We start from the raw sequence: 25,447 nt of genomic DNA on the forward strand, positions 1-25,447 counted from the left end.
TCGGTCGGGCAGTTTCCCAGACATTACTCACCCGTCCGCCACTCGTCAGCRAAGCAGCAAGCTGCTTCCTGTTACCGTTCGACTTGCATGTGTTAGGCCTGCCGCCAGCGTTCAATCTGAGCCATGATCAAACTCTTCAATTTAAGTTTGATGCTCGTAGAATTAAACTTCGTAATGAATTACGTGTTCACTCCAGAGACTTGGTATTCATTTATTGTCCGAAGACATTAAGAATCCATGTCACTTTGAGTGCCCACACAGATTGTCTGATAAATTGTTAAAGAGCAGTGCCGCTTCGCATTTTCTCAGCRGCGCGGGGTGTGCATAATACGCTTTCCCGCTTGAGAGTCAAGCATTTATTTTGCTTTTCTCCGGTATCCGTCGRCGGCTTTCGCCGGGAGGACYCTGCTGACCCGGCGGCTTGCRTGCCGTTGTTCCGTGTCAGTGGAGGCGCATTATAGGGAGTTATTTCAGGCTGACAAGGGGAAATTTAAAATAATTTTCCAAATGTCTTTTTTTTATCCAATACACCCTTAAACGGACAGTTTTTCGAGCTTTTCAAAGCCATAACGCTGTAAAACGGGTATTAATTGCGCAGTCTCAGGCGTTATTGCCATGCAATAGGCAATATTAGCATCCACTGATTTTGCATCCGGTGCTTCATGTTCCAGCAACCACGCCGTACGACGTGCAATCGCTGCCCCAGAATCCACCAGTCGCGTCCCTTCGGGAAGAACCTGTAAGAGTTCATCCTGCAATAGAGGAAAATGAGTGCATCCCAGAACCACCGTATCTGGCGGCTCCTGCATACGCAACCACGGACGCAAAATACGCTGCAAATCTTCCAGTGGTACGGGTTCACCATGCAGTTTCGCCTCGGCCAGTTCAACCAGCTCAGCCGAACCCAGCATCGCTATATGGCACTCATTTGCAAAGCGCGCAATTAACTCATGAGTATAAGGACGTTTCACCGTTCCGCGCGTCGCCAGCAGTCCCACAACACCATTAGCAGTCAATCGCGCAGCGGGTTTAATCGCCGGAACCACCCCAACCACCGGGAAAGCAAATTTTTCACGTAGCGCCGGCAGAGAAACCGTACTGGCTGTATTACAGGCAATCACCGCAAGTGCGAGTGGATAACGTTGCTGCACTGCGGTAACAATCTCGACAACACGCTCAACGATGAACTCTTCGCTCTTCTCCCCATAGGGGAAAGCCACGTTATCAAAAGCGTATATATAGTGGAGATCCGGCAGGAGACGCCGGATCTCGTCATAGACCGACAACCCACCGACGCCGGAATCAAACACCAGCACCGTGGGGCGTGGATCAGAAGGTGTAGCTGCCAGACAAGGTGTATTCCCGTCCTGCAGTTTGGTAGCCATAAACTGTCTCGTAATCTTTGTCGAACAGGTTGGCTATTTTACCACGAACTGTCAGATGTGAGGTGATCGGATATGAAAGTCCAATATCCCATAAGCTCAGGCCACCCATTTTTACATCTCTCTTATTGTCGTAGTCGTTATCGTAACGCTCGCCGAGATACTGATACATTACATTCCAGCCGAGTTCAAAGATTTGCCCGGTCAGCTCATACTTTACCTGCTGCTTAGCACGGCGATAGAGAACCTTATTAGTTTCATCATCACGCGGATCGACATATTGCAGCGTCAGGTGGTGATCTACCGGACCAGTGGTGATATTTCCAGTCCACTCCAGACCTTTAATGGTGGCTGACTTCAGATTGACGTACTGGTTATCTTTATAATCGATCAGGTTTTGAACTTTATAATGATATGCAGAAAGACGCCAATCCAGCGGCCCGGTCAGTCCATCAATACCGGCCTCCCACTGCCTGGATTCTTCCGGCTTCAGATTTGGGTTGGCGGCAATGCCAGGCCCATAAGACGATGCAAAACGCGTCGCGCCATATTGCTGCCCAAGGGACGGCGCCAGGAAACCCGTGCCATAGGAGAGAGTCGCCCGATAGCCATCAACAAACTCCCAGCCCGCAGCGGTCTGCCATGTCCCATGCCAGCCGAACTGCTCATCATGATCTTCACGGCCAGAAGCTTCCAGCGTGACGCTATCGATTTGCTGCTGCCCGGTCAGGTAGAGTCCAGTGGTATCACGTTTGTAAGTATCGGCCTTCGTTGTACTGCTGGAGGTCAGCTTTTCCTGTTTCCAGTCAACCCCGCCGTTAACCGCCCCATGCCCAACTTCAACACTATTACCCCACTGAATATAACGTTGCTCCATGTTATCCAGCGAGGCATCCCCCGCATATCGACCGAGCTCGTTGCTGTAGTTGTAATCTTTCAGGTGCTGATAATTGGCGATCAGCTGAGAAGAATAGATGCCAGAACTGTATTGCAGGCCAGTATCCCAGGATTGAGTGTAATTCTGAGCTTCATCATTGCCGCCAACATAGCCATATGAACCCTGATCGTAATCGCTATTCGCCGTATAGCCATAGCCGCGAAAGAAACCAGAGACGTTATCGTTAAACTTATGCTGTACACCTCCCCAGAACAGCTTGTTGCGGTAGCCGTCCCGGTCACTGTCACCGCGATAGGGAGAGTCAGGCTGAATGTTAAAGCCCCTGGTCGTCTCATATGCCCCGGCAGCCGTTACGATCGTATCGCCAAACCGTTTATTTATGATGCCATCATAGGTCTGGTAACCATCCGTTCCCATACCGGCATTGATCTGCGATTTATCGTCATTGCTCATCGTAATGATATTGACGACGCCGCCAATCGCGCCGGAGCCGTACACCGCTGAACGCGGTCCGCGAATGTATTCAATGCGCTGCACCAACGATACCGGGAGCTGGCCAATATCAATCGCGTTACTAATGCCCGCCCGCGCCATCGGCACACCATCAATCAGTACCAGGACATGCCGCGCTTCGGTGCCGCGAACATACAGAGAGGAACTCTTTCCCATTCCGCCGCTCTGTGAGATATCTACCCCAGGAAGACGGCGCATCACGTCATTAAGATCTTTTGACTGCCAGCGCTGAATATCTTCGCGGGTAACAATATCCGTTGGCGCAAGCACGGTATTTACCGGTTGTTGAAAACGGTTAGCGGTAACGACAAGGGTATCCGGGCCTGAATCCTGCGCCCAACCAGAAAATGCCGTGACGGAGAGCGCCGTCAGCAGCGAAGCTTTTTTAATCATTGTAAAGCATCCACAATATAAGAAGGATGCCGCAGGTCCCACCGATAGTACGCGATGATGAAAACCAGATGCGACGTTAGCCGGCAGGTCTTCGGGCTTGGAAGGTTATCCACGGGATAAAGAGATGATGACTTCCCACCGTTTGGCAGTGTCTGCTTACGCTCTCATCTCACCTTTCCTTACCGCTGCGCGTCAGCTCCAGATTCACACTGGATTCCCTATTAACTCACAGGACCGGCACACGGATGCTACAGTCTGTTACAACGCACTGTCCAGACTACACTTCACAAATCAGAAATCATCAATGCTGGACATCTGATGAGCAATCCCTACAATCCCCGCGTACTTTTATTTTTCAGGATACATCATGACCCCAGAACACCTTCCGACAGAGCAGTATGAGGCGCAGCTCGCCGAAAAAGTGGTGCGTTTACAGAAGATGATGGCACCGTTTTCTGGCCAGGTTCCGGAAGTGTTTCGTTCACCGGTCAGTCACTACCGTATGCGAGCTGAATTTCGTCTGTGGCACGACGGTGATGATCTGTACCACATTATTTTTGAAAAGCAGACGAAAAGCCGGATCCGCGTCGACAGCTTTCCGGCAGCCAGCGAACTGATCAATACATTAATGAAAGCGATGATTGCAGGCGTACGTGATAATCCCGTTCTGCGGCATAAGCTGTTCCAGATTGATTACCTGACGACCATGAGCAATCAGGCGGTGGTGTCGCTGCTGTATCATAAAAAGCTGGACGATGAATGGCGTAAAGCCGCAGAAGCATTGCGCGACGACCTGCGGGCACAAAATCTGAATGTGCATCTGATTGGTCGTGCGACCAAAACCAAAATCGAGCTGGATCAGGATTATATCGACGAACGTCTGCCGGTTGCGGGTAAAGAGATGACCTACCGTCAGGTAGAGAACAGCTTTACGCAGCCTAATGCCGCAATGAATATTCATATGCTCGAGTGGGCGCTGAATGTAACGAAAGAGTCAAAAGGCGATCTGCTTGAGCTTTACTGCGGTAACGGTAACTTCTCGCTGGCTCTGGCACGTAACTTTGATCGCGTGCTGGCGACCGAAATCGCCAAACCATCCGTAGCGGCAGCCCAGTACAATATTGCCGCCAACCATATCGATAACGTGCAGATCATCCGCATGGCGGCTGAAGAGTTTACCCAGGCGATGAACGGGGTGCGCGAGTTTAATCGTCTGCAGGGGATCGACCTGAAGAGCTACCAGTGCGAAACCATTTTTGTCGACCCGCCGCGCAGCGGCCTGGACAGCGAAACAGAGAAGATGGTGCAGGCATATCCGCGTATTCTGTACATCTCCTGTAACCCGGAGACGCTGTGCAAGAACCTGGAAACATTAAGCCAGACGCACAATGTGTCCCGCCTTGCTCTGTTCGATCAGTTCCCGTATACGCACCATATGGAGTGCGGGGTGTTATTGACGGCGAAGTAACGGTATTTCCTTGCAGGCCGGGTAAGGCAAACACGCCGCCATCCGGCCTGCAACTGCCCCACTATTCCGCGACTTCCTGCTTACGGTTACGCATTTTCACGCCAATCCAGAACACCAGAATCACCGACAGCACAGCCGGGAAGAAGTTAGATCCGATATCCGGATATTCCGCGCGAACCACGGTGCTGTAAAGCAGAACGCCGAGGATAAAGCAGGCGGCAGCCAGACCGGGCAACCCAACAGGCATCGTGCGGTTCTGGTAACGTTGATGCAGGCAGTAAACTGTCAGCACCAGCGAAATAATCGGGAATACAGAGAACGGCACAATGGAGCTGAACAGCGCCGAAAATGTGCCATTAATCGATAAGCCAGCAACCAGCGCCAGCAACAGTGTACCTTTATCTTGACCAGATTGTTTCATTGTTCGTCCTTCACGTTAACCGGAGTGATATTCATCTTCTCTTGTTCACGGCGATACCAGTAATAAGCCCCTTTCGCAATCATTCGCAGTTGCAGTACCAGTCGCTCTTCTAATTGTCGGCGCTGTTCTGCGCCCACATCCAGCGCCTCGGCACCTGCACTGAAGACGATCGTGACCATCGCTTCGGCTTGCGCTTCAGTAAACGCACGAGGCATATGGTTTTCGAGTTCCAGATAGTCCGCAAGTTCCGCAATAAAGTGCTGAATTTCACGGGCAACGGCAGCACGAAACGCGGCAGAGGTGCCTGAACGTTCACGCAATAATAAACGGAAGGCGTTAGGATTGTTGCCAATGAACTCCATAAATGTGGAGACCGAGGTGCGGATCACACTCCCACCTTTGGCGATGCGCTGACGCGCCTGGCGCATTAGCTGACGCAGCATCAGCCCGCTTTCATCCACCATGGTCAGACCGAGTTCATCCACGTCACGAAAGTGGCGATAAAAGGAGGTTGGCGCAATGCCCGCTTCACGCGCCACTTCACGCAGGCTGAGGCTGGCGAAACTTCGCTCAGCGCTCAGTTGGCTAAATGCGGCTTCTACCAGCGAACGCCGGGTCTTTTCTTTTTGTTGCGCTCTAACGCCCATCACGATGTCTGAATCCTTCCATATGCCTTATCTGGCACTATACCAGAGAACAAACTTAATCTGTTTGTTCAGCTTTGTGAATGATTGTTTACAGGCAGTTTGTGCTCCAGCTCCGCAAAAAAGCACAACGATAATTGGGTTAAAGACACGCAAATGTTATCATCGTGTTTATTTTATGTATAAAAACAGGTGAGTCATACCATGCCACATTCCTGGGATTATGATGCAATTGTCATAGGTTCAGGCCCCGGCGGCGAAGGCGCTGCGATGGGTCTGGTCAAGCTTGGAGCACGCGTCGCGGTTATTGAGCGTTATCATAACGTTGGCGGCGGTTGTACCCACTGGGGGACCATCCCGTCGAAAGCTCTCCGTCACGCCGTCAGCCGTATTATCGAATTCAATCAGAATCCGCTTTACAGCGACCATTCCCGACTGCTTCGTTCTTCTTTCGCCGATATTCTCAACCATGCCGATAACGTGATTAACCAGCAGACACGTATGCGGCAGGGATTCTATGAACGTAACCACTGCGAGATCCTGCAAGGTAACGCCCATTTTGTGGATGAACATACGCTGGCGCTGGAGTGCCACGACGGCACGATTGAAACGCTGACGGCAGAGAAGTTTGTCATTGCCTGCGGTTCACGCCCGTATCACCCCGCCGACGTTGATTTCGCGCATTCACGCATTTATGACAGCGACTCCATTCTCAGCCTGCATCATGAGCCTCGCCACGTCATAATTTATGGCGCAGGGGTAATTGGCTGCGAATACGCATCGATCTTCCGCGGAATGGATGTAAAAGTTGATTTAATTAACACCCGCGACCGTCTGCTGGCGTTTCTTGATCAGGAGATGTCTGACTCTCTCTCTTACCACTTCTGGAACAGCGGCGTCGTCATTCGCCATAACGAAGAGTACGAGAAAATCGAAGGCTGCGATGACGGCGTCATCATGCACCTGAAATCCGGCAAAAAGCTGAAGGCTGACTGCCTGCTGTACGCCAACGGTCGTACCGGCAATACCGACTCACTGGCGCTGAAAAACATCGGTCTGGATACAGACAGTCGTGGGCAACTGAAGGTCAACAGTATGTACCAGACCGCGCTGCCGCACATTTATGCCGTAGGCGATGTGATTGGTTATCCGAGTCTGGCTTCTGCCGCCTACGATCAGGGCCGTATTGCTGCTCAGGCGCTGGTGAAAGGCGAAGCAACCGCGCACCTTATTGAAGACATCCCCACCGGGATTTACACCATTCCGGAAATCAGCTCCGTCGGTAAAACCGAGCAGCAGCTGACGACGATGAAAGTACCTTACGAAGTCGGCCGCGCCCAGTTTAAACATCTGGCGCGTGCGCAAATCGTTGGGATGAACGTCGGCACGTTGAAAATCTTGTTCCATCGTGAAACGAAAGAGATTCTGGGGATTCACTGCTTTGGTGAGCGCGCGGCCGAAATCATTCATATCGGGCAGGCGATAATGGAGCAGAAGGGTGGCGGTAACACAATCGAGTACTTCGTTAACACCACCTTTAACTACCCGACAATGGCAGAAGCTTATCGGGTAGCCGCGCTAAACGGCTTAAACCGCCTGTTTTAACGCGCTGTCGAAATGGCCGTCCATTGAACCCCGGATGGCCTCTGCCAGTTGCTCATAGCGACTGCGCAGCGGCGAGCCAGGGCGATAAACCAGGCCAATAGTACGGCGCGGTTCTGGCTTAATGCATGGCAGATAAACCACACCATCACGTTTACGCTCGTGCGGCACAGACAGCGCAGGCAACAACGTAATGCCGCTTCCTGCTGCCACCATATTGCGCAGCGTTTCCAGGCTGGTTGCGCGGAAATGAGTATCTTCATCCGCGCCGGCTTCAAAGCAGAAACCCATCGCCTGATCGCGCAGGCAGTGACCATCTTCCAGCATCAGCAGCTTTTCTCCTGCGAGATCGGACATCGGCACGCAGTCGCGATTTGCCCACGGGTGATCTTCGTAGATCGCCAGCAGCATGGGTTCATCAAATAGCGGAACCTCAATAAATGCCTCACTCTCTTTCACCAGCGCCAGAATCACGCAGTCAAGCTTGCCGCTATCCAGCTGCGCCAGCAGCTGATGGGTTTGCGCTTCATGCAGATACATTTCCAGCTTCGGGAAAGTCTGGTGCAGCATAGGAATAATCTGCGGCAGCAGGTATGGCCCTACCGTAGGAATCAAACCGATATGCAGTGGACCCGACATTGTCTCGCCCTGCTGGCTTGCCATCTCCTTAAGCACCTTGACCTCACGCAGCACGGTTCGCGCCTGATCCACCAGCAGCAACCCCGCCTGGGTGAACAGAACTTTACGGCTCGTACGCTCCAGCAGCATCACGCCCAGCTCATCTTCCAGCTTACGGATCTGTCCGCTGAGTGTGGGCTGGCTGACGTGACAGGAATCTGCCGCGCGCCGGAAGTGGCGGTGTTCGGCTAATGCCACCAGGTATTCAAGATCACGAATATTCATTATTCATCCTCCATTGCCACGATAGTTCATGGCGATAGGTAGCATAGCAACGAACGATTATCCCTATCAAGCTTTCTGATTAATAATACATCACAGAAACGGAGCGGTACCCTTTAACCCTTGAAGTCACTGCCCGTTCTAAGAGTGTTTCTCTAACTCGAAATAACTAAAGCCAACGTGAACTTTTGCGGACCCCGTGGTCCGCTTTTTTTTGCGACCGGCAGAATACATTCAAAATATAAATATATAATATAAATAATATATTTCCTCTCGCGCATTTAAATATAATTCATACGAAATTAAAATAATCAAAAACATTTTGTATCATTTATATATTTGACGCCCTATCAGGTTCATAAATAATAACCGCGCGATATTCAATATATGGCAAATCGCAAGGACACTAGCTTCCTCGCCACTCTAATTATTTAGAGTATATTCACCCATATTTTTATAATACTCATCGAATGGAATCTTTTATGAAACTCAATACTATTTCGCGATATTTTCTCGCGGCAGGCCTGATGTCGTGCGCCGCAAACGCATTCGCCCTTGAAGCCTGGAGCGGCCAGGCAGGTGGAAACACCTTCGACGTTATTTTTGACAGTAAAGTTTATAGTAACCGCTGGTACGTGAATGCCGATAATTGCCCACAGGGTGCATCCGCAGACAACTGGGATAATCCGTGGAGTTATGTGCGCGATGCCACAAAAGCGGAAATCGATCAATATGGCAACCCAACCACTTGTGAATCCGGCAGCGCCACGCCTGTTGCCTACGACGCATTCAGCGCAGAAAAAGATTATGCCGAAGATGATATTGTCGCTTATCAGGATGTAACATATGAAGCGGCAATCCCCGTTCCGGCTTATTCCTTTACCCCAGGTGCCAGCAATCCGTGGAAACTCTATACGCCAGTACCCGACTGGCGTTCCAGCCAGGTTTACAACAAAGGGGATGAGGTCAAAGTTGACGGCCAGTCTTATGAAGCACTGTTTTATACTGTTGGCGAAAATCCATCTATTGCAGGAAACCAGAACCCGACCGGCACCAATGGACGTCCGTGGAAACCGTTAGGCCCAACGGTCGAATTCACCCAGGAACAATTTAATAATGCCCCACAGATCAACTCCATTGCGTTTTACGAACCCGGTAAACTGGCGGTGTACAAAGGAACGCCTTTTGTCGCTCAGACGAAAGTCAAAGGCGTTATGCCGTATGATAAAAACCCATGGGCGATTTATACCAACTGGACTGGCACCAAAGAGCGCGTAGGGACGCCGAAGCATCCATGGCCTGCCCACGTTTATGCACCATACGTCGACTTTAGCCTGAACAGCATTCCGGATCTGGCGAAAGAGCAAAACATTACCCACTTCACCATGGCGTTTGTCGTCGCGAAAAGCGGCGAGCAGTGCATCCCAACCTGGGGTACGGCCTATAACCTGCAGGATTACGCACAGTACAGCAAAATAAAAGCACTGCGTGAAGCCGGTGGCGATGTGATGGTTTCCATAGGCGGAGCGAATAACTCCCCGCTGGCGGCTGCCTGTAAGAATGTGAAAGACCTGCAAAAACTCTACTACGACATTGTTGATAACCTGAACCTGAACGTGCTGGATTTTGACATCGAAGGCACATGGGTGGCCGATCAGGATTCCATCGATCGCCGCAACCAGGCAGTAAAAGAGGTTCAGGCTCAGTGGAAAGAGGAAGGTCGCAAAGTCGGTATCTGGTACACCCTGCCAATTCTGCCGACCGGTCTGACGGCTGAAGGTCTGTACGTGCTGGAAAACGCGCGCCATGTCGGCGTTGAGCTGGCTGGTATTAACGTGATGACCATGGACTACGGTAACGCGGTCTGCCAGTCAGACGGCACCGAAGGGCAGAACATTCACGGTCAATGCGCCACGTCCGCCATCGACAACATGTTCACCCAGTTGAAGAAAATCTGGCCAGAGAAATCTGACAAAGAGATCAACGCCATGATGGGCACCACCCCGATGATCGGTTACAACGACGTGCAGGGCGAAGTGTTCTATCTGTCCGATGCGAAACTGGTGATGGACGATGCGAAAAAACGTAACCTCGGCATGATTGGTGCCTGGTCAATGGCGCGCGATCAGCCGGGCGTAGCGAAGCAGGTCAGTCCGGAGCACAGCGGCATGACCGCACAGCAGGCGCCGATGTACGCATACAGCCAGGTATTTGCGCCGTTTACGCATGACAATTCCGCAGATGAAGCGTCTACCGATCTTGCCGGTGATGTGAAAGCGGTTTATGTCGATGTTTTTGATGGACAGCAGCGCGTCAATGTGAATCTCGATACCAGTAAGCTGAGCGGCAGTAACAGTTACTCGGTAGATGTGGATGGTAAATATGCCTTCTCCACCTCCGGCAACAGTGTCTACTACAGCTACCGTTCTAACTACGGCACGCAAAGCACGGTACGGACCGGTGGCATGTCCTACATGTTAGCGCCAGGAAAAGTGATCACCGTTAAACGTACCAACCCGAATCCTGAAGTCCTGGCACAGCTCACCGTGACGCGGGATATGCTGGAAGGTAACAATCCGGTCAAGGATGCCGGTGAAGTGAAATCGTTGACGGTTAAAAAAATCAACGGCGTACCGAATGTGGTTGTTGATTTTGACGCCAAAGCGCTGGGCTGGAAAGCAGCGAACGGTTCTGCGTGGGTCGTGAAAGTGATGGGCGACGCGAAAAACGGTAACTACATCTTCAGTTGTGACAACGGTAACTGCTATTACAGCTCTGCCAAAACAGCGGGAGATATCACCACGGTAACGTCTGATGAAAGAGACATCTCCGCAGGTGAAACCATTGTCGTTGAACGTGTTACACCGAATCCGGCAACCGTAGCCAAACTGGTTGTTACGAAAGATATGCTGAAATAATCCTTTTCGCATAAAGTCAGAACCCCGTCAGCTCATAGCGACGGGGTTCTTTTTTTACACCAGCCGCGCTTTCGCGTCTTTAATGGCCTGCGCCACCTGCGCAGGCGACACACCGCCCTTCGCCGCGCGTTTATCCAGACACGATTGCAGTGACAGAATCGGGTAAACGTCCTCGCCAATCACGCTGCTGAATTTTTGCAGATCGGAAAGGGGCAGATCTTCCAGCGGTTTGCCCTGACGAATCGCTTCCACCACCGTTTCGCCCACAATATGGTGCGCTTCACGGAACGGTACACCTTTCGCCACCAGATAATCCGCCAGTTCAGTGGCGTTGGCGTAACCCTGCTGCGCCGCTTCCTGGCAACGCGGGCGTTTCACCTGAATACCGTCCAGCACCAGCGCGGCCATATGCAGGCAGTCCAGCCAGGTATCAAGCGCATCAAACAGCCCTTCCTTGTCTTCCTGCATATCTTTGTTATACGCCAGCGGCAGTCCTTTCAGCGTCATCATCATGCCGGTCAGTGCTCCCTGCACGCGACCACATTTCCCACGGATCAGCTCCAGCGCATCCGGGTTTTTCTTCTGCGGCATTAATGATGAGCCGGAGGTAACGCGATCGGAAAGCTCGACAAATCCCGACTCTCCGGTATTAAAGAAAATCAGGTCTTCCGCAAAGCGCGACAGGTGCACCATACCGATTGAGGCGTCAGAGAGCAGCTCCAGCACGTGGTCACGGTCAGAAACACTGTCCAGACTGTTACGCGTCGCCGAGGCAAAGCCCAGCCAGCCGGCCAGCTGTTCACGGTCGATTTCATAAGCGGTGCCCGCCAGCGCGCCACAACCTAACGGGCTGACGTCCAGACGCCTGAGCGTATCCTGCAGGCGACTTTCATCGCGCGCCAGCATTTCCACATATGCCAGACACCAGTGAGCAAAAGTCACCGGCTGTGCGCGCTGCAGATGGGTATAACCCGGCATTACGGCATCCTGATTATTCTCCGCTGTCACCACCAGCGCACTCTGCAACTGACGGCTGGCGGTGAGCAGTTCTGTTACCGTATCTTTGCACCACAGCTTCAAATCGGTAGCGACCTGGTCATTACGGCTGCGCCCGGTGTGCAGTTTTTTGCCTAACTGGCCCACTTTGTCGATGAGCTTCCCTTCCACCCAGCTATGAATGTCTTCCGCATCGCTTTCCAGAATCTGCTGCGAATTGGCGCGAACCTCTTCCAGCAGCACGTTCAGGGCGTCTTCCAGTTGCCGTTGTTCATCAGCGGTCAGTACGCCGACCGTGACCAGCGCTTTGGACCAGGCCACAGAGCCGATGATATCCTGCTCAGCCAGGCGGTAGTCGAAGCGCAACGAATCATTAAACTGCTTGAACCGCTGGTCTGCTGCCTGTGTAAAACGTCCACCCCAAAGTGCCATAACATGCTTCCTTAAATTCTTCGATTTCAATGCCGGATGGCGCTGCGCTTATCCGGCCTGCAGATTTGGTTCACCCAGGCCCGATGAGGTATATCCCCGTCATACGTCAAGTTGCAGGTGTGTTGGCTTTCCTGCAACCCGAATGACTTAGGGTATAGTCGCATCGGGCATAAAAATGGTTAAGCCAGAATACGCGTACCAATCGGCGTACCGTTAAACAGTGCCGGCAGTTGATCTGCATGACGCCAGGAGGCGATATCCACCGGGCGGCCCAGCGTACGGGCAGCATCCAGCGCGGCATTGACCTTCACAATCATACCATCGGTAATGATGCCCTGATCGATCAGTTGCTCTGCTTTCGCGGCGGTCATTTCCGCAATCCGCTGACCTTTACCGTCCAGAATGCCGCTGACATCGGAGAGCAGAATCAGATCCGCCCCCAGCGTTGCCGCCAGCGCCGTTGCCGCCTGATCGGCATTGACATTCATCAGTTGCCCTTCGTCGGTAACGCCAATAGAGCTGATAACCGGCAGAAAACCGTTTTCCAGCAGAGTGTTAATCAGCTTAGGCGAACCCGGCTGCGCCAGTCCGACATGACCTAACTCTTCATCGAGCTGGGTCACTTTTACACTGTCGCCATCGCCGAGATACAGACCAACGGAGGCAATATGATGTTTCTTCGCCCACGCCAGCAGGGTTTTATTCGCCGTCCCCGCCAGCGCGCCGGTAATAATGTCGATCTGATCAGCAGGCGTCACGCGCAGGCCATTTTTCTTTTTAACCGGCAGATTGAGCCCTTTCATCAGCTCATCCACAACGCAGCCGCCGCCATGCACAATGACCAGCGGACGCTGGTGCGACTCCCGATAGTTCACCAGCGCAGTAAAAAGACGCTCCAGCGCCTCTTCGCTATCCAGTAATACGCCACCCAGCTTGATAATTAACGGATTCATTATTGCACCCTTAAATAAGAGACTGCGTTTCAGCAAAGCCAAAACGGATATTCGCGCACTGTACCGCCTGTGCCGCCGCGCCTTTCAACAGGTTATCTTCGGTCGCGACCACAATCAGATGCTCGCCCTGTACGGCAAAGCCGATATCGCAGAACGGCAGCCCAACCACGTTCTTCAGTGCCGGAACGCCTTTGTCATACAGGCGCACCAGCGGTTTCTCGCCATACGCCTGCTGTAGCGCCTGCGCCACCTGCGCATGGGTCACCCCCGCCTTCAGGCGACAGGTAATCGTTTCCAGGATCCCACGCGGGAAGTTGCCCAGATGCGGGGTGAAGATCACCTCCGCACCAAGGTGAGTAGCGATTTCCGGCTGATGACGGTGGGTGAACACACCGTATGGTTGCAGGCTCACTTCACAGAAACTGTTCGAGATCGCCGCCTTACGCCCTGCGCCGCTCACGCCACTGGTGGCATTAATCACAGGCCACTGGGTGAGGTCCAGCAGCCTGGCGTCAATCAGCGGTTTGAGCGACAGCTGCGCCGCCGTCGGATAGCAGCCCGGCACGGCAATCAGGTTCGCCTCTTTCAGTTTGTCCGCATTCCACTCTGCCAGACCGTAAACCGCCTGCGCCAGCAGTTCGGGGTGCTGATGGGTAAAGCCGTAAAATTTTTCATAGAAGGCGCCGTCGTTAACGCGAAACGCGCCCGAGAGGTCGAACACCACACAGCCTGCCTGCAGAAACTGAGGCGCCAGGTCATGGCTCACTTCGTGCGCGGTGGCGAGAAACACCACATCCACACCGGCGCTAAATTCGCTGATATCCGACATCGGCTGCAACGGCAAATCGACAATGCCTTTTAACTGCGGATGTAAATCAGAGATTAATTTTCCTGCATCATTGCTTTGCGCTGAGACGGTCAAAGCGGTTATGGTCATATGAGGATGGCGATTTACATAGGTCACAAGCTCTGCGCCAGCGTAGCCGCTCGCGCCCACAATCAGCGTATTCAACATCGGGGCTGTTCACCTTCTTATGTTTGGTTATCTGGTATTCGCGTAATCGCTTCACCCTGCAGAGGGTGGGTTTTCTTACGCTCAATGTTATTGTATTTTTATTCACTATTACTGCATGAATATTGATACTATCATGACCTGAGGTGTGTCAACAATGAAAAACAAATTACCGCCATTTATCGAGATTTACCGCGCTCTGATTGCCACACCATCGATTAGCGCCACGGAAGAAGCGCTCGATCAAAGCAATGCAGGTTTAATCACTCTGCTGGCGGACTGGTTTAAAGATTCAGGCTTCAATGTCGAGGTGCAGCCCGTCCCCGGAACGCGCAATAAATTCAATATGCTTGCCAGTACCGGACAAGGGGCTGGCGGTCTGCTGCTGGCAGGTCATACCGATACCGTGCCGTTTGACGACGGACGCTGGACCCGTGACCCATTCACCCTTACAGAGCATGACAACAAGCTCTATGGTCTGGGCACTGCCGACATGAAGGGTTTCTTCGCGTTTATTCTCGACGCACTACGCGACGTGGATGTGACGAAGCTGAAAAAGCCACTCTACATCCTGGCGACCGCCGATGAAGAAACCAGCATGGCGGGCGCACGCTATTTCTCCGAAACCACCACGTTACGCCCGGACTGCGCAATCATTGGCGAGCCAACGTCGCTACAGCCGGTGCGCGCCCACAAAGGGCACATCTCTAACGTGGTACGTGTGATGGGTCAGTCCGGCCACTCCAGCGATCCCGCACGCGGGGTGAACGCCATCGAGCTGATGCACGATGCGATTGGTCACATCATGCAGCTTCGTGACGATCTGAAAGAGCGCTATCACTACGAAGCGTTTACCGTTCCGTATCCAACGTTGAATCTGGGGCATATTCACGGCGGCGACGCCGCGAACCGCATCTGCGCCTGTTGCGAACTGCATATGGACATTCGCCCGCTGCCGGGCATGACGCTAAACGATCTCAATGGCCTGCTTAATGACGCGCTGGCTCCGGTGAGCGAACGCTGGCCTGGTCGTCTGACGGTGGCGGAACTGCATCCCCCCATTCCGGGCTACGAGTGTCCGCCGGATCACCAGCTGGTTGAGGTGGTCGAAAAACTGTTAGGCGCGCAAACGGAGGTGGTGAACTACTGTACCGAAGCGCCGTTTATCCAGACGCTGTGTCCAACGCTGGTACTCGGTCCGGGGTCAATTAACCAGGCGCACCAGCCGGATGAATATCTGGAAACACGTTTTATTAAGCCAACCCGTGAATTGATCGCTCAGGTAGTCCATCACTTCTGCTGGCATTAATTCGGATCCCCCGGTGGCGAAACGTTCACCGGGTCTACACTTGAACGCAGGCCCGATTAGCGTAGCGCCATCCGGCGACAGGTCATTCTCGCGTTTTTTTACATTTACATAAGCAACGCTTATTTGATCCGATATGAATTAAATTACGTAAATTTCCGTCATTTATTCGTTTGCTGAACCGATTTCGCCGCAATTGACGTCACGGGTTTTACGTGGCTTTATAAAAGGCGACTTAAGAACAAAGTCCGAAAGATTTCACGTTGCAGCAAAGCGGCAAACGAGCACATCCCTGGGAGCTGACATAAGTCAGTAACCTGGGTAGGCAAACGCGGGCAACACCGCTGCGGCGCGAAAGATACAGGACATTGACAAAATAGATGGGGTGTCTGGGTTAATATGAACGAACAATATTCCGCGTTGCGTAGTAATGTCAGTATGCTCGGCAAAGTGCTGGGAGAAACCATCAAGGATGCGCTGGGAGAGAACATTCTTGATCGCGTAGAAACAATCCGTAAGCTGTCCAAATCTTCACGCGCTGGCAATGAAGCTAACCGCCAGGAGTTGCTCACCACGTTACAAAATCTGTCGAACGACGAGCTGCTGCCGGTCGCGCGCGCGTTCAGCCAGTTCCTGAACCTGGCCAATACCGCCGAGCAATACCATAGCATTTCGCCAAAAGGCGAGGCTGCCAGCAACCCGGAAGTGATTGCCCGCACCCTGCGTAAGCTAAAGAACCAGCCGGATCTTAACGAAGCCATCATTAAAAAGGCGGTGGAATCGTTATCTCTGGAGCTGGTGCTCACCGCGCACCCAACTGAAATCACCCGCCGTACGCTGATCCACAAAATGGGTGAAATCAATACCTGTCTGAAACAGCTCGATAATAAAGATATCGTCGATTATGAGCGCCACCAGCTGATGCGCCGTCTGCGCCAGCTAATTGCCCAGTCCTGGCATACCGATGAGATCCGCAAATTGCGCCCCACTCCGGTTGATGAAGCCAAATGGGGCTTTGCCGTGGTCGAAAACAGCCTGTGGCAGGGTGTGCCAAACTATCTGCGTGAACTGAACGAACAGCTCGAAGAAAATTTAGGCTACCAGCTACCGGTTGATTTTGTTCCGGTACGCTTCACCTCCTGGATGGGCGGCGACCGCGACGGCAACCCGAACGTGACGGCGGATATCACTCGTCACGTCCTGCTGTTGAGCCGCTGGAAAGCGACCGACCTGTTCCTGAAAGATATCCAGATTCTGGTTTCTGAGCTGTCGATGGTGAACGCCACACCGGAGCTGCTGGCGCTGGTCGGTGAAGAAGGCGCCAGTGAACCCTATCGCTACCTGATGAAAAATCTGCGTACCCGTCTGATGGCGACTCAGTCCTGGCTGGAAGCGCGTCTGAAAGGTGAAAAGCTGCCGAAACCGGCTGGTCTGCTGACGCAAAACGAGCAGCTCTGGGAACCGCTGTACGCCTGTTATAAATCACTTCAGGCGTGTGGAATGGGGATTATCGCTAACGGTGACCTGCTTGATACTTTACGCCGCGTGAAGTGTTTCGGCGTTCCGCTGGTGCGAATCGATATTCGCCAGGAGAGTACCCGCCATACCGAAGCGTTGGGTGAGCTGACCCGCTATCTCGGGATTGGCGATTACGAAAGCTGGTCGGAAGCGGACAAACAGGCCTTCCTGATCCGCGAGCTGAACTCGAAGCGTCCGCTGCTGCCGCATCACTGGGAACCCAGCGACGAAACGCGCGAAGTGCTTGATACCTGTAAGGTTATTGCCGAAGCGCCACGAGGCTCCATTGCCGCCTACGTGATTTCCATGGCAAAAACGCCGTCTGACGTGCTGGCCGTACACCTGTTGCTGAAAGAAGCCGGTATTGGCTTTACCATGCCGGTTGCGCCGCTGTTTGAGACCCTCGACGATCTGAACAACGCCGACGATGTCATGACCCAACTGCTGAATATCGACTGGTATCGCGGTCTGATTCAGGGCAAACAGATGGTAATGATTGGCTACTCTGACTCAGCAAAAGACGCCGGGGTGATGGCAGCCTCCTGGGCGCAGTATCAGGCACAGGATGCGTTGATCAAGACCTGTGAGAAAGCCGGTATTGAACTGACGCTTTTCCACGGTCGCGGCGGCTCTATTGGTCGCGGCGGCGCGCCAGCCCATGCGGCGCTGCTTTCGCAACCGCCGGGCAGTCTGAAAGGCGGTCTGCGCGTCACCGAACAAGGTGAGATGATCCGCTTCAAGTACGGTCTGCCGGAGGTCACCGTCAGCAGCCTGTCTCTGTACACCGGTGCGATTCTGGAAGCCAACCTGCTGCCGCCGCCGGAACCCAGGGACACCTGGCGTCATATTATGGACGAGCTGTCCGTCATCTCCTGTAATTTGTACCGCGGTTACGTGCGTGAAAATAAAGACTTTGTTCCCTATTTCCGCTCTGCGACGCCAGAACAGGAGCTGGGCAAATTACCGTTAGGTTCACGCCCGGCAAAACGCCGTCCGACCGGCGGCGTTGAGTCGCTGCGCGCCATTCCGTGGATCTTCGCCTGGACGCAGAACCGCTTAATGCTTCCGGCCTGGCTGGGTGCGGGTACAGCACTGCAAAAAGTGGTCGAAGACGGTAAGCAAAGCGAACTGGAGTCCATGTGCCGCGACTGGCCGTTCTTCTCAACCCGTCTGGGCATGCTGGAGATGGTATTTGCGAAAGCGGACCTGTGGCTGGCGGAGTACTACGATCAGCGTCTGGTATCAAAAGAGCTGTGGCCGCTGGGTGAGGAGCTGCGCAACCTGTTGGCAGAAGATATCAAAGTCGTACTGGCGATTGCCAACGACTCACATCTGATGGCCGATCAACCCTGGATTGCCGAGTCTATTCAGTTAAGGAATATTTATACTGACCCACTGAACGTTCTGCAGGCCGAACTGTTACATCGTTCGCGTTTGACCGAGCAAGAGGGCAAAGAACCCGATCCACGCGTAGAGCAGGCGCTGATGGTCACCATCGCAGGCGTCGCAGCAGGTATGCGCAATACCGGCTAACCTTCCTGTCACATCGCCCTCGTGCTATTGCGCGGGGGCGGCGTGAAATACTTCTGTCATAAACCTTAAGTTTTCAATATATTCCCGTCTGCATTTTATGCGTTATTTGGCGATCTTTTCGTTCATCTGCGGATGCTTCAGATCTCCTTAAGGTTAAGTCGCTACGTTTTACGCAAAATCATTCATGATGCTTCAATGCGGCAAGCGAGCGAATCCTCAGAGTCACAGGCAACGATGTGACAGGGGTGAGCGAGCGCGGTCAACGCAGAGGCAGCCTGAAGGATCAAGTGTATGCGCTACTTTTAAAGACAGGCTTATTAATGATGCAATCCTCTCAACTCCAGTCTACGTACACCTTTAGCTGGAAAGCCCTTGGTTGGGCGCTGCTCTATTTTTGGTTTTTCTCCACCTTGCTTCAGGCCACGATTTTTATTAGCGGCTACAGCGGCACCAATGGCATACGTGATTCACTGTTGTTCAGCTCCCTGTGGCTGATCCCGGTCTTCTTATTCCCGAACCGCATTCGTATTATTGCCGCAGTAATTGGCGTTGTCCTGTGGGCGGCCTCCCTTGCGGCGCTAAGCTATTACGTTATTTATGGGCAAGAGTTCTCGCAGAGCGTGCTGTTCGTGATGTTCGAAACCAACGCGAACGAAGCCAGCGAATATCTGAGCCAATATTTTAGTCTGAAGATCGTGCTTATCGCCCTGGCTTATACCGCAGTGGCGATTCTGCTGTGGACCCGTCTGCGCCCGGTCTATATCCCGTCCCCCTGGCGTTACCTGGTCTCCTTTGCGCTGCTGTATGGCCTGATTCTCCACCCAATGGTGGTCAACTCGCTCATTAACCATAAGCCCTTCGAGAAGACGCTGGATGGCCTGGCCTCACGCATGGAGCCTGCTGCACCGTGGCAGTTTATTTCCGGCTATTATCAGTATCGCCAGCAGCTCACTTCGCTGACCCGTCTGCTTAACGAGAATGACGCGCTGCCGCCGCTCACCAACTTTAAAGACAACTCCGGCGACGCGCCGCGCACGCTGGTGCTGGTGATCGGCGAATCGACCCAGCGTGGTCGCATGAGCCTGTACGGTTATCCGCGTGAAACCACCCCGGAACTGGACGCGCTGCATAAAACCGATCCAAATCTGACTGTTTTCAATAATGTTGTGACTTCACGTCCTTACACCATTGAGATCCTGCAACAGGCGCTGACCTTCGCCAACGAGAAGAACCCGGATCTCTATCTGACTAAGCCGTCGCTAATGAACATGATGAAGCAGGCGGGCTATAAGACCTTCTGGATCACCAACCAACAGACGATGACTGCCCGCAACACGATGCTGACAGTGTTCTCCAGACAGACCGACAAGCAGTACTATATGAACCAGCAGCGCACCCAGAGCGCACGTGAATATGACTCCAACGTACTGGCGCCATTTAAAGACGTCATGGCTGACCCGGCACCGAAGAAGTTCATCATCGTTCATCTGCTGGGAACGCATATCAAGTACAAGTTCCGCTACCCGGAAAACCAGGGCAAGTTCGACGGTAAAACCGACCATGTTCCGGCAGGTCTGAGCAACGAAGAACTGGAGTCATATAACGACTACGACAATGCCAACCTGTACAACGACTATGTGGTTGCCAGCCTGATTAAAGATTACAAGGCGACCGACCCGAACGGGTTCCTGCTCTACTTCTCCGATCACGGTGAAGAGGTGTATGACACGCCGCCGCATAAAACCCAGGGGCGTAACGAAGACACCCCGACTCGTCATATGTATACGGTGCCGTTCCTGTTGTGGACGTCGGAAAAATGGCAGGCGGCACACCCGCGTGACTTCTCTGCAGATGTCGATCGTAAGTACAGCAGCTCAGAGCTTATTCACACCTGGTCTGACTTAGCAGGATTAACCTACGACGATTATGACCCGACGCGTTCCATCACTAACCCGCAGTTTAAAGAGATAACGCGCTGGATTGGTAACCCGTACAAGAAAAATGCCCTGATTGATTACGATACCTTGCCTTACGGCGATCAAACCGGTAATCAATAACCACGACACAGGCCACTCTTTTAGGGTGGCCTTTTTTTATTATCAACGTTACTGTTGCCCTGTCTGCGCTCTGCAAGGGATTAACATGTATCAAGACGTCAGCCACCTGCTCTCCCATCTGATCAACGGCCCCGCATCGCTTCGCCAGGTTTACTTTGCCAGCACCAGCGGTCCGACGCCGCCGCTGGCGTATCAGGTCGATTTTCCACGGCTGGAGATTGTACTGGACGGAGAGTTCAGTGATAACGGCATCGCCGGAGCGCCCGCCATGCTAATCGCTGGCGATGTGCTGTACGTTCCGGCTGGCGGCTGGAACTTCCCGCAATGGCAAACGCCGGTGACGACGCTCAGTATCCTGTTTGGCAAACAGCAACTCGGTTTCAGCGTGGTTCACTGGGACGGTAAACAGTATCTCAACCTGGCTAAACAGCACGTGGCGCGCCGTGGACCGCGCATCGGTTCTTTCCTGCTACAGACGCTTAATGAGATGCAGATGCAGCCACAGGAGCAACAGACGGCCAGACTGATTGTCGCGAGCCTGTTGAGCCACTGCCGTGACCTGCTCGGCAGCCAGATCCAGACGGCATCACGCAGTCAGGCGCTCTTTGAAGCCATCCGCGACTATATTGATGAGCACTACGCTTTGCCCCTCACCCGGGAATCGGTGGCGCAGGCGTTTTATATTTCACCCAATTATCTCTCGCACCTGTTTCAGAAAACAGGTGCTATCGGCTTCAACGAATACCTGAACTACACGCGGCTGGAACATGCTAAGACGCTGTTAAAGGGTTACGATCTGAAGGTCAAAGAGGTGGCGCACACCTGTGGGTTTGTGGACAGTAACTACTTTTGTCGTCTGTTTCGCAAAAATACGGAGCGTTCACCGTCAGAGTATCGTCGGCAGTATCACAGCCAGTTGACGGAAAAGAAGACTACTCCAGAATAAGGTGGGTATGCTGCGGTGCTGAAAGGAGTTTACGCACGGCGCTCATGACTCGCTGAGGCTCCCGCAGAAAAGCGCTAATGCCTGACTGGACGTAGCGGCTCCGGGCAAAACGCTCCGCCCCCGCCAGCTCAATATCCGTGATCAGTAACACGACGTCAGCGCGACCGATCTCCTCTTCCGTTAAGCGATTCTCGGTGCCCAGCGCCCCCTGAGTTTCAATCCTGATACTCCACCGCTCCTGCTGGCAAAGCTTTTCCAGTCTTTCAGCAGCCATATAGGTATGCGCCACGCCGCTCACGCAAGCGGTCACTGCGACCAAATGTCGTACAGGTGCAACTACCATCTTAACCTCCCAGGATTACCTGAAAACCAGCGCGTTCAGCCATCTCACGCATTGCCGTCACCTCTTGCGCCGACGGAGCAGGGACATTCTTCATCGACCACTCCCGACCCAGCAGGCGATATTTCGGTTCACCATACTGATGGAACGGTAGCAGGTGTACCTGCGTTATGCCCAGTGATGCTAACAACGTCAACGCTTGCCGCAGGTTCTCGACATTAAGCGTATATCCAGGAATTAACGGCAAACGCGGGATCACAGTGATCCCCTCACGGACTAACAGCTGCAAATTTTCCAGCACGCGCGGCAGGTTCATCTTCACCTTCGCGCGCGCCTGATCCACATCCATAATTTTGAGATCAAACAGCACCTCATCGCACGCTTTTGCCAGTGGTAGCAGGCGGCTGGCCGGGGCATCACCTGCGGTTTCAATGGCACACTGAATCCCCAGCCGCTTCAGACGTTGTAAAAAACGGGTGGCGAAAGGTGCCTGCATCAGTACTTCACCACCGGAAAGCGTCACGCCCCCGCCGGAAGCACGGAAGAAGATCTCATCTTTCAGCACCTCACGTTCCAGTTCATCCAGCGTGATATCACGGCCGATACGCTCAAACGCACCTGACGGGCATTCATCGGCATCACGCAGACACGGCGTACAGTGCAGACACTGACTCTCTCGTCGCACTGTCTCAATACGTGGGGAGACAGACTCAGGATTGGCACACCACGGGCAGGTATGCGGGCAGCCTTTAAAAAAGACCACCGTGCGAATGCCTTGCCCGTCATTAAGCGAATAACGCTGAATGTTGAAGATGCGTGCAACTTCATCCCCGCACGGCTCCACAACCTCACAGCTGATGCGCGGTGCGGCGAATAATGTCATCCTGAATCTCCTTCGACAGCTCGACAAAGAAGGCGCTGTAGCCCGCCACTCGCACCACCAGCCCGGCGAAATCCTGTGGACGCTGCTGCGCTTCCTGCAATGTTTCGGCATTCACCACGTTAAACTGGATATGCTGTAGCTTGAGCTGGGTAAACGCGCGCAGGAAATCCGCCAGCTTGCGTAAGCCCGCCTCTCCTTCGAGAGTCGCCGGGGTAAACTTCACGTTCAGCAAGGTGCCGTTCGACAACAGCGTATTATCCAGCTTGCTTACCGATTTCAGTACCGCCGTCGGACCCTGCATATCCTGGCCTGGCATGGGCGACAGGCCTCCGTCCGCCAGCTGCTCCCCGGAAAAACGACCATCCGGCGTCGCCCCTACCACTGAACCCAGCGGCACGTGTGCGGAGACGGTATATGAACCTGGCGTAAACTGCCCTCCGCGCGGATTCTGGTATTTTTCCACCTCTTTGCAGTAATAACGCAGCAGTTCGGCGCTGATGTTATCCACATCATCAATATCGTTACCGTATTTCTCGAAGCGGTTAATCAGTCTGGCGCGAACTTTCTCGCCCTCTGGCGTGGCGAAATTGCCTTTTAATACCGACAACAGTTCGTCAAAACGTAAGCGCTGCTGTTCAAACACCAGTCCGTTTAGCGCATGCAAGGAGTCGCTCAGGTTGGCGATGCCAATACCCTGCACGCCGGAGAAGTTATAGCGTGCGCCGCCATCGGTAATATCACGCCCTTTCTCCAGGCAGTCGCTGATAAATGAAGAGAGCAGCGGCACCGGCGCCCAGTCCCGATGGCCGATATCGCAGATATTGCTGCCCTCCACCATCAGCGTGATGTAGTGGCTGATTTTGGCGCGAATATGCGACAGCAAACCCTCATACGTCAGCGCGCTATTACCTTCGTTCTCATACAGGCTGATTTCCATCACTTTCAGCAGGTTGAACATAGCAATGTCGTGCAGCCCGTAGGTTCTGCCCGGAATCGACAGCTCCACGCACCCCACCACCGCGTAATCACGCGCATCTTCCAGCGAAACGCCACGGTTCAGGAAGGCGGGGACCACCACTTCATCATTAAAGATTTGCGGGATGCCGGTGCCAAGACGAATAGTCTCCGCCGTCTTCATCAGAAAAGGTGTATCAATCAACGCATTGGTGCGCACGCCAAGGTTTGGCTGCGGCAGTTGCACGCTCTGATAAGCATCAAGGCAGAGGAACGAAAGCACGTTCACCGCACTGCGTCCGTTCTCCGTCAACCCGCCGAGCAGCGCGGTGTACCCCGTCGGGAATCCGGCAAAATAGCGAGCGCTGCTGGTGGAACGCAACAGCACAATGTCATTGCATTTTACCCACAGCGATTCAAGGATCTCTTTTAAGAATGCCGGGTCATCCCCCAGGCTCAGCGAGGTCTGGTAAAACGGCAGCATATACTGGTCAAAGCGCCCCAGTGAGAGCGAACTGGCGTTGGATTCATATTGCAGAATGATGTTCATGTACCAGAACAGCTGGCACGCCTGCCAGAAGGTCTGCGGCTTGTGCTGCATATTGTGACGAGAGTTCGCAGCAAGGATAAGTAACTCCTGACGACGCTGTGCATCCGGGCAGGTTTGCGCCATCTTCTCTGCCAGCAGAGCGTAACGCAGAATGTGGCGTTGCGAAGCCTCCAGCAGGAGCAGCGCAGCCTGGTAAAAGTGATTATCCGGCTGCTGCTGACAGTGTTGCCGCATCTGTAACACCAGCGCCCCCAGACCGTGATTGAGCAGGCGAGGATAGTCAATAATGATATGCCCCTGCCCTTTGTCCGTCTGGTTAACGCTAAAAATCTGGGTGCTGACGGCGGCTTTCACCTCATCGGTCATCTGACCGTTGATGAAATCCTTCATCGACCGCTTTTCCCAGTACGGGAACAGCACGTCGCGATAGAGGCGTTTATCCTCTTCACTGATATCAAAACGATCCTGCGGACGCGTCGGGAACTGGTCCAGCTCCTTGAGCAGCCAGTAAGGATCCATCTCCGGTGACATAATGCCCGCCCGCGGTTTAACGGTACGATTCCCGGCAATCAGCTCTTCATCACGAATCGAAATTTCAACATGCTCAAGGATATACGCGGTCGCTTTGGCCCGACGCAGGATGACCGGTTCGCCCTCCGTCTGCTGATGGCTGGCGGTATACAGCTGCGCGCGCTCAAGTGAAATTTCACGGTTATTCTGAAACAGAGCGGCTTTGAGGCGTTGAATGCGATTGGTCATGAAGAACTCCCTGAAGCCTGACCATCAGGCTATCTTATTTGTCATTTTGAACCTGGGCAGTGCTCGTAA

18 protein-coding genes, 1 rRNA gene and 1 riboswitch are annotated in these 25,447 nt (G+C 53.3%); of the genes, 7 read left to right on the forward strand and 12 right to left on the reverse strand.

What is annotated here, in order from left to right; genetic code table 11:
- From C3432_RS24740 to btuB, 3 genes are all read right to left on the reverse strand, one after another.
- A 16S ribosomal RNA gene (locus tag C3432_RS24740) occupies positions 1-143 on the reverse strand; the annotation flags it as partial.
- A 390-nt stretch (positions 144-533) separates the two neighbouring features.
- Positions 534-1,385, reverse strand: a complete 852-nt coding sequence (murI, locus tag C3432_RS24745; protein WP_103779897.1) for a glutamate racemase — start codon at positions 1,383-1,385, stop codon at positions 534-536.
- The gene (btuB, locus tag C3432_RS24750) at positions 1,330-3,186 is read right to left on the reverse strand and encodes a TonB-dependent vitamin B12 receptor BtuB (RefSeq protein WP_103779899.1); all 1,857 of its coding nucleotides are present in this window, start codon (positions 3,184-3,186) and stop codon (positions 1,330-1,332) included. Before btuB ends, murI begins: the two co-directional genes overlap by 56 nt.
- A 65-nt stretch (positions 3,187-3,251) precedes the next feature.
- Positions 3,252-3,440, reverse strand: a riboswitch (cobalamin riboswitch).
- Between the two features lie 113 nt (positions 3,441-3,553).
- On the opposite strand from btuB, the gene trmA reads away from it, so the two are divergent.
- Positions 3,554-4,654: a tRNA (uridine(54)-C5)-methyltransferase TrmA gene (trmA, locus tag C3432_RS24755; protein WP_103779901.1), complete on the forward strand. Its 1,101-nt coding sequence runs from the start codon at positions 3,554-3,556 to the stop codon at positions 4,652-4,654.
- A gap of 61 nt (positions 4,655-4,715) precedes the next feature.
- On the opposite strand, the gene C3432_RS24760 is transcribed toward trmA, so the two are convergent.
- Both C3432_RS24760 and fabR read right to left on the reverse strand, forming a co-directional pair.
- Positions 4,716-5,075, reverse strand: coding sequence for a YijD family membrane protein (locus tag C3432_RS24760; RefSeq protein WP_103779903.1), 360 nt, complete (start codon positions 5,073-5,075; stop codon positions 4,716-4,718).
- The gene (fabR, locus tag C3432_RS24765; RefSeq protein ID WP_103779905.1) at positions 5,072-5,725 is read right to left on the reverse strand and encodes an HTH-type transcriptional repressor FabR; all 654 of its coding nucleotides are present in this window, start codon (positions 5,723-5,725) and stop codon (positions 5,072-5,074) included. The genes C3432_RS24760 and fabR overlap by 4 nt, the downstream gene beginning before the upstream one ends.
- 198 nt (positions 5,726-5,923) lie before the next feature.
- On the opposite strand from fabR, the gene sthA reads away from it, so the two are divergent.
- Positions 5,924-7,324: a Si-specific NAD(P)(+) transhydrogenase gene (gene sthA / locus C3432_RS24770; protein ID WP_103779907.1), complete on the forward strand. Its 1,401-nt coding sequence runs from the start codon at positions 5,924-5,926 to the stop codon at positions 7,322-7,324.
- Here the strand turns inward: sthA and oxyR are convergent.
- Positions 7,307-8,224 carry a DNA-binding transcriptional regulator OxyR gene (oxyR, locus tag C3432_RS24775; protein ID WP_103779909.1) on the reverse strand — a complete coding sequence of 306 codons (918 nt, stop codon included), beginning with the start codon at positions 8,222-8,224 and terminating at the stop codon, positions 7,307-7,309. The genes sthA and oxyR overlap by 18 nt on opposite strands.
- Positions 8,225-8,703: 479 nt before the next feature.
- Here oxyR and C3432_RS24785 point away from each other — a divergent pair, with 479 nt between their 5' ends.
- Complete coding sequence (locus C3432_RS24785) at positions 8,704-11,139, forward strand: glycosyl hydrolase family 18 protein (protein ID WP_103779911.1); 2,436 nt, start codon at positions 8,704-8,706, stop codon at positions 11,137-11,139.
- A 54-nt stretch (positions 11,140-11,193) separates the two neighbouring features.
- Here C3432_RS24785 and argH read toward each other — a convergent pair whose 3' ends face one another.
- The 3 genes from argH to argC all read right to left on the reverse strand — a co-directional run bounded on the left by argH (position 11,194) and on the right by argC (position 14,535).
- Positions 11,194-12,567 (reverse strand): argininosuccinate lyase, encoded by a 1,374-nt coding sequence (gene argH, locus C3432_RS24790; protein ID WP_103779913.1) that lies wholly within the window; start codon positions 12,565-12,567, stop codon positions 11,194-11,196.
- Positions 12,568-12,746: 179 nt separating this feature from the next.
- Positions 12,747-13,523: an acetylglutamate kinase gene (gene argB / locus C3432_RS24795; protein ID WP_103780137.1), complete on the reverse strand. Its 777-nt coding sequence runs from the start codon at positions 13,521-13,523 to the stop codon at positions 12,747-12,749.
- Positions 13,524-13,530: 7 nt separating this feature from the next.
- Positions 13,531-14,535: an N-acetyl-gamma-glutamyl-phosphate reductase gene (argC, locus tag C3432_RS24800; protein WP_103779915.1), complete on the reverse strand. Its 1,005-nt coding sequence runs from the start codon at positions 14,533-14,535 to the stop codon at positions 13,531-13,533.
- Between the two features lie 154 nt (positions 14,536-14,689).
- On the opposite strand from argC, the gene argE reads away from it, so the two are divergent.
- The 4 genes from argE (at position 14,690) to C3432_RS24820 (ending at position 21,892) form a co-directional block, all read left to right on the forward strand.
- The gene (argE, locus tag C3432_RS24805) at positions 14,690-15,841 is read left to right on the forward strand and encodes an acetylornithine deacetylase (RefSeq protein ID WP_103779917.1); all 1,152 of its coding nucleotides are present in this window, start codon (positions 14,690-14,692) and stop codon (positions 15,839-15,841) included.
- A gap of 396 nt (positions 15,842-16,237) precedes the next feature.
- Entirely contained in the window at positions 16,238-18,889 is a 2,652-nt protein-coding gene (ppc, locus tag C3432_RS24810; RefSeq protein ID WP_103779919.1) for a phosphoenolpyruvate carboxylase, read from the forward strand.
- A gap of 323 nt (positions 18,890-19,212) precedes the next feature.
- A complete protein-coding gene (locus tag C3432_RS24815) occupies positions 19,213-20,946 on the forward strand; it encodes a phosphoethanolamine transferase CptA (protein ID WP_103780139.1) in 1,734 nt (577 codons plus the stop codon).
- Between the two features lie 85 nt (positions 20,947-21,031).
- A complete protein-coding gene (locus C3432_RS24820) occupies positions 21,032-21,892 on the forward strand; it encodes a helix-turn-helix transcriptional regulator (RefSeq protein ID WP_103779921.1) in 861 nt (286 codons plus the stop codon).
- Here the strand turns inward: C3432_RS24820 and C3432_RS24825 are convergent.
- The 3 genes from C3432_RS24825 to C3432_RS24835 are packed head-to-tail and all read right to left on the reverse strand — an operon-like array spanning position 21,879 to position 25,378.
- Positions 21,879-22,235, reverse strand: a complete 357-nt coding sequence (locus tag C3432_RS24825) for a PTS fructose-like transporter subunit IIB (protein WP_103779923.1) — start codon at positions 22,233-22,235, stop codon at positions 21,879-21,881. The two genes, C3432_RS24820 and C3432_RS24825, sit on opposite strands and share 14 nt — an antisense overlap.
- Before the next feature lies 1 nt (position 22,236).
- The gene (locus C3432_RS24830; protein ID WP_103779925.1) at positions 22,237-23,115 is read right to left on the reverse strand and encodes a [formate-C-acetyltransferase]-activating enzyme; all 879 of its coding nucleotides are present in this window, start codon (positions 23,113-23,115) and stop codon (positions 22,237-22,239) included.
- Positions 23,081-25,378, reverse strand: coding sequence for a formate C-acetyltransferase (locus C3432_RS24835; protein ID WP_103779927.1), 2,298 nt, complete (start codon positions 25,376-25,378; stop codon positions 23,081-23,083). The genes C3432_RS24830 and C3432_RS24835 overlap by 35 nt, the downstream gene beginning before the upstream one ends.
- Between the last annotated feature and the right edge of the window lie 69 nt (positions 25,379-25,447).

This window comes from Citrobacter amalonaticus (assembly GCF_002918555.1).
Lineage (GTDB): Bacteria > Pseudomonadota > Gammaproteobacteria > Enterobacterales > Enterobacteriaceae > Citrobacter_C > Citrobacter_C amalonaticus_A.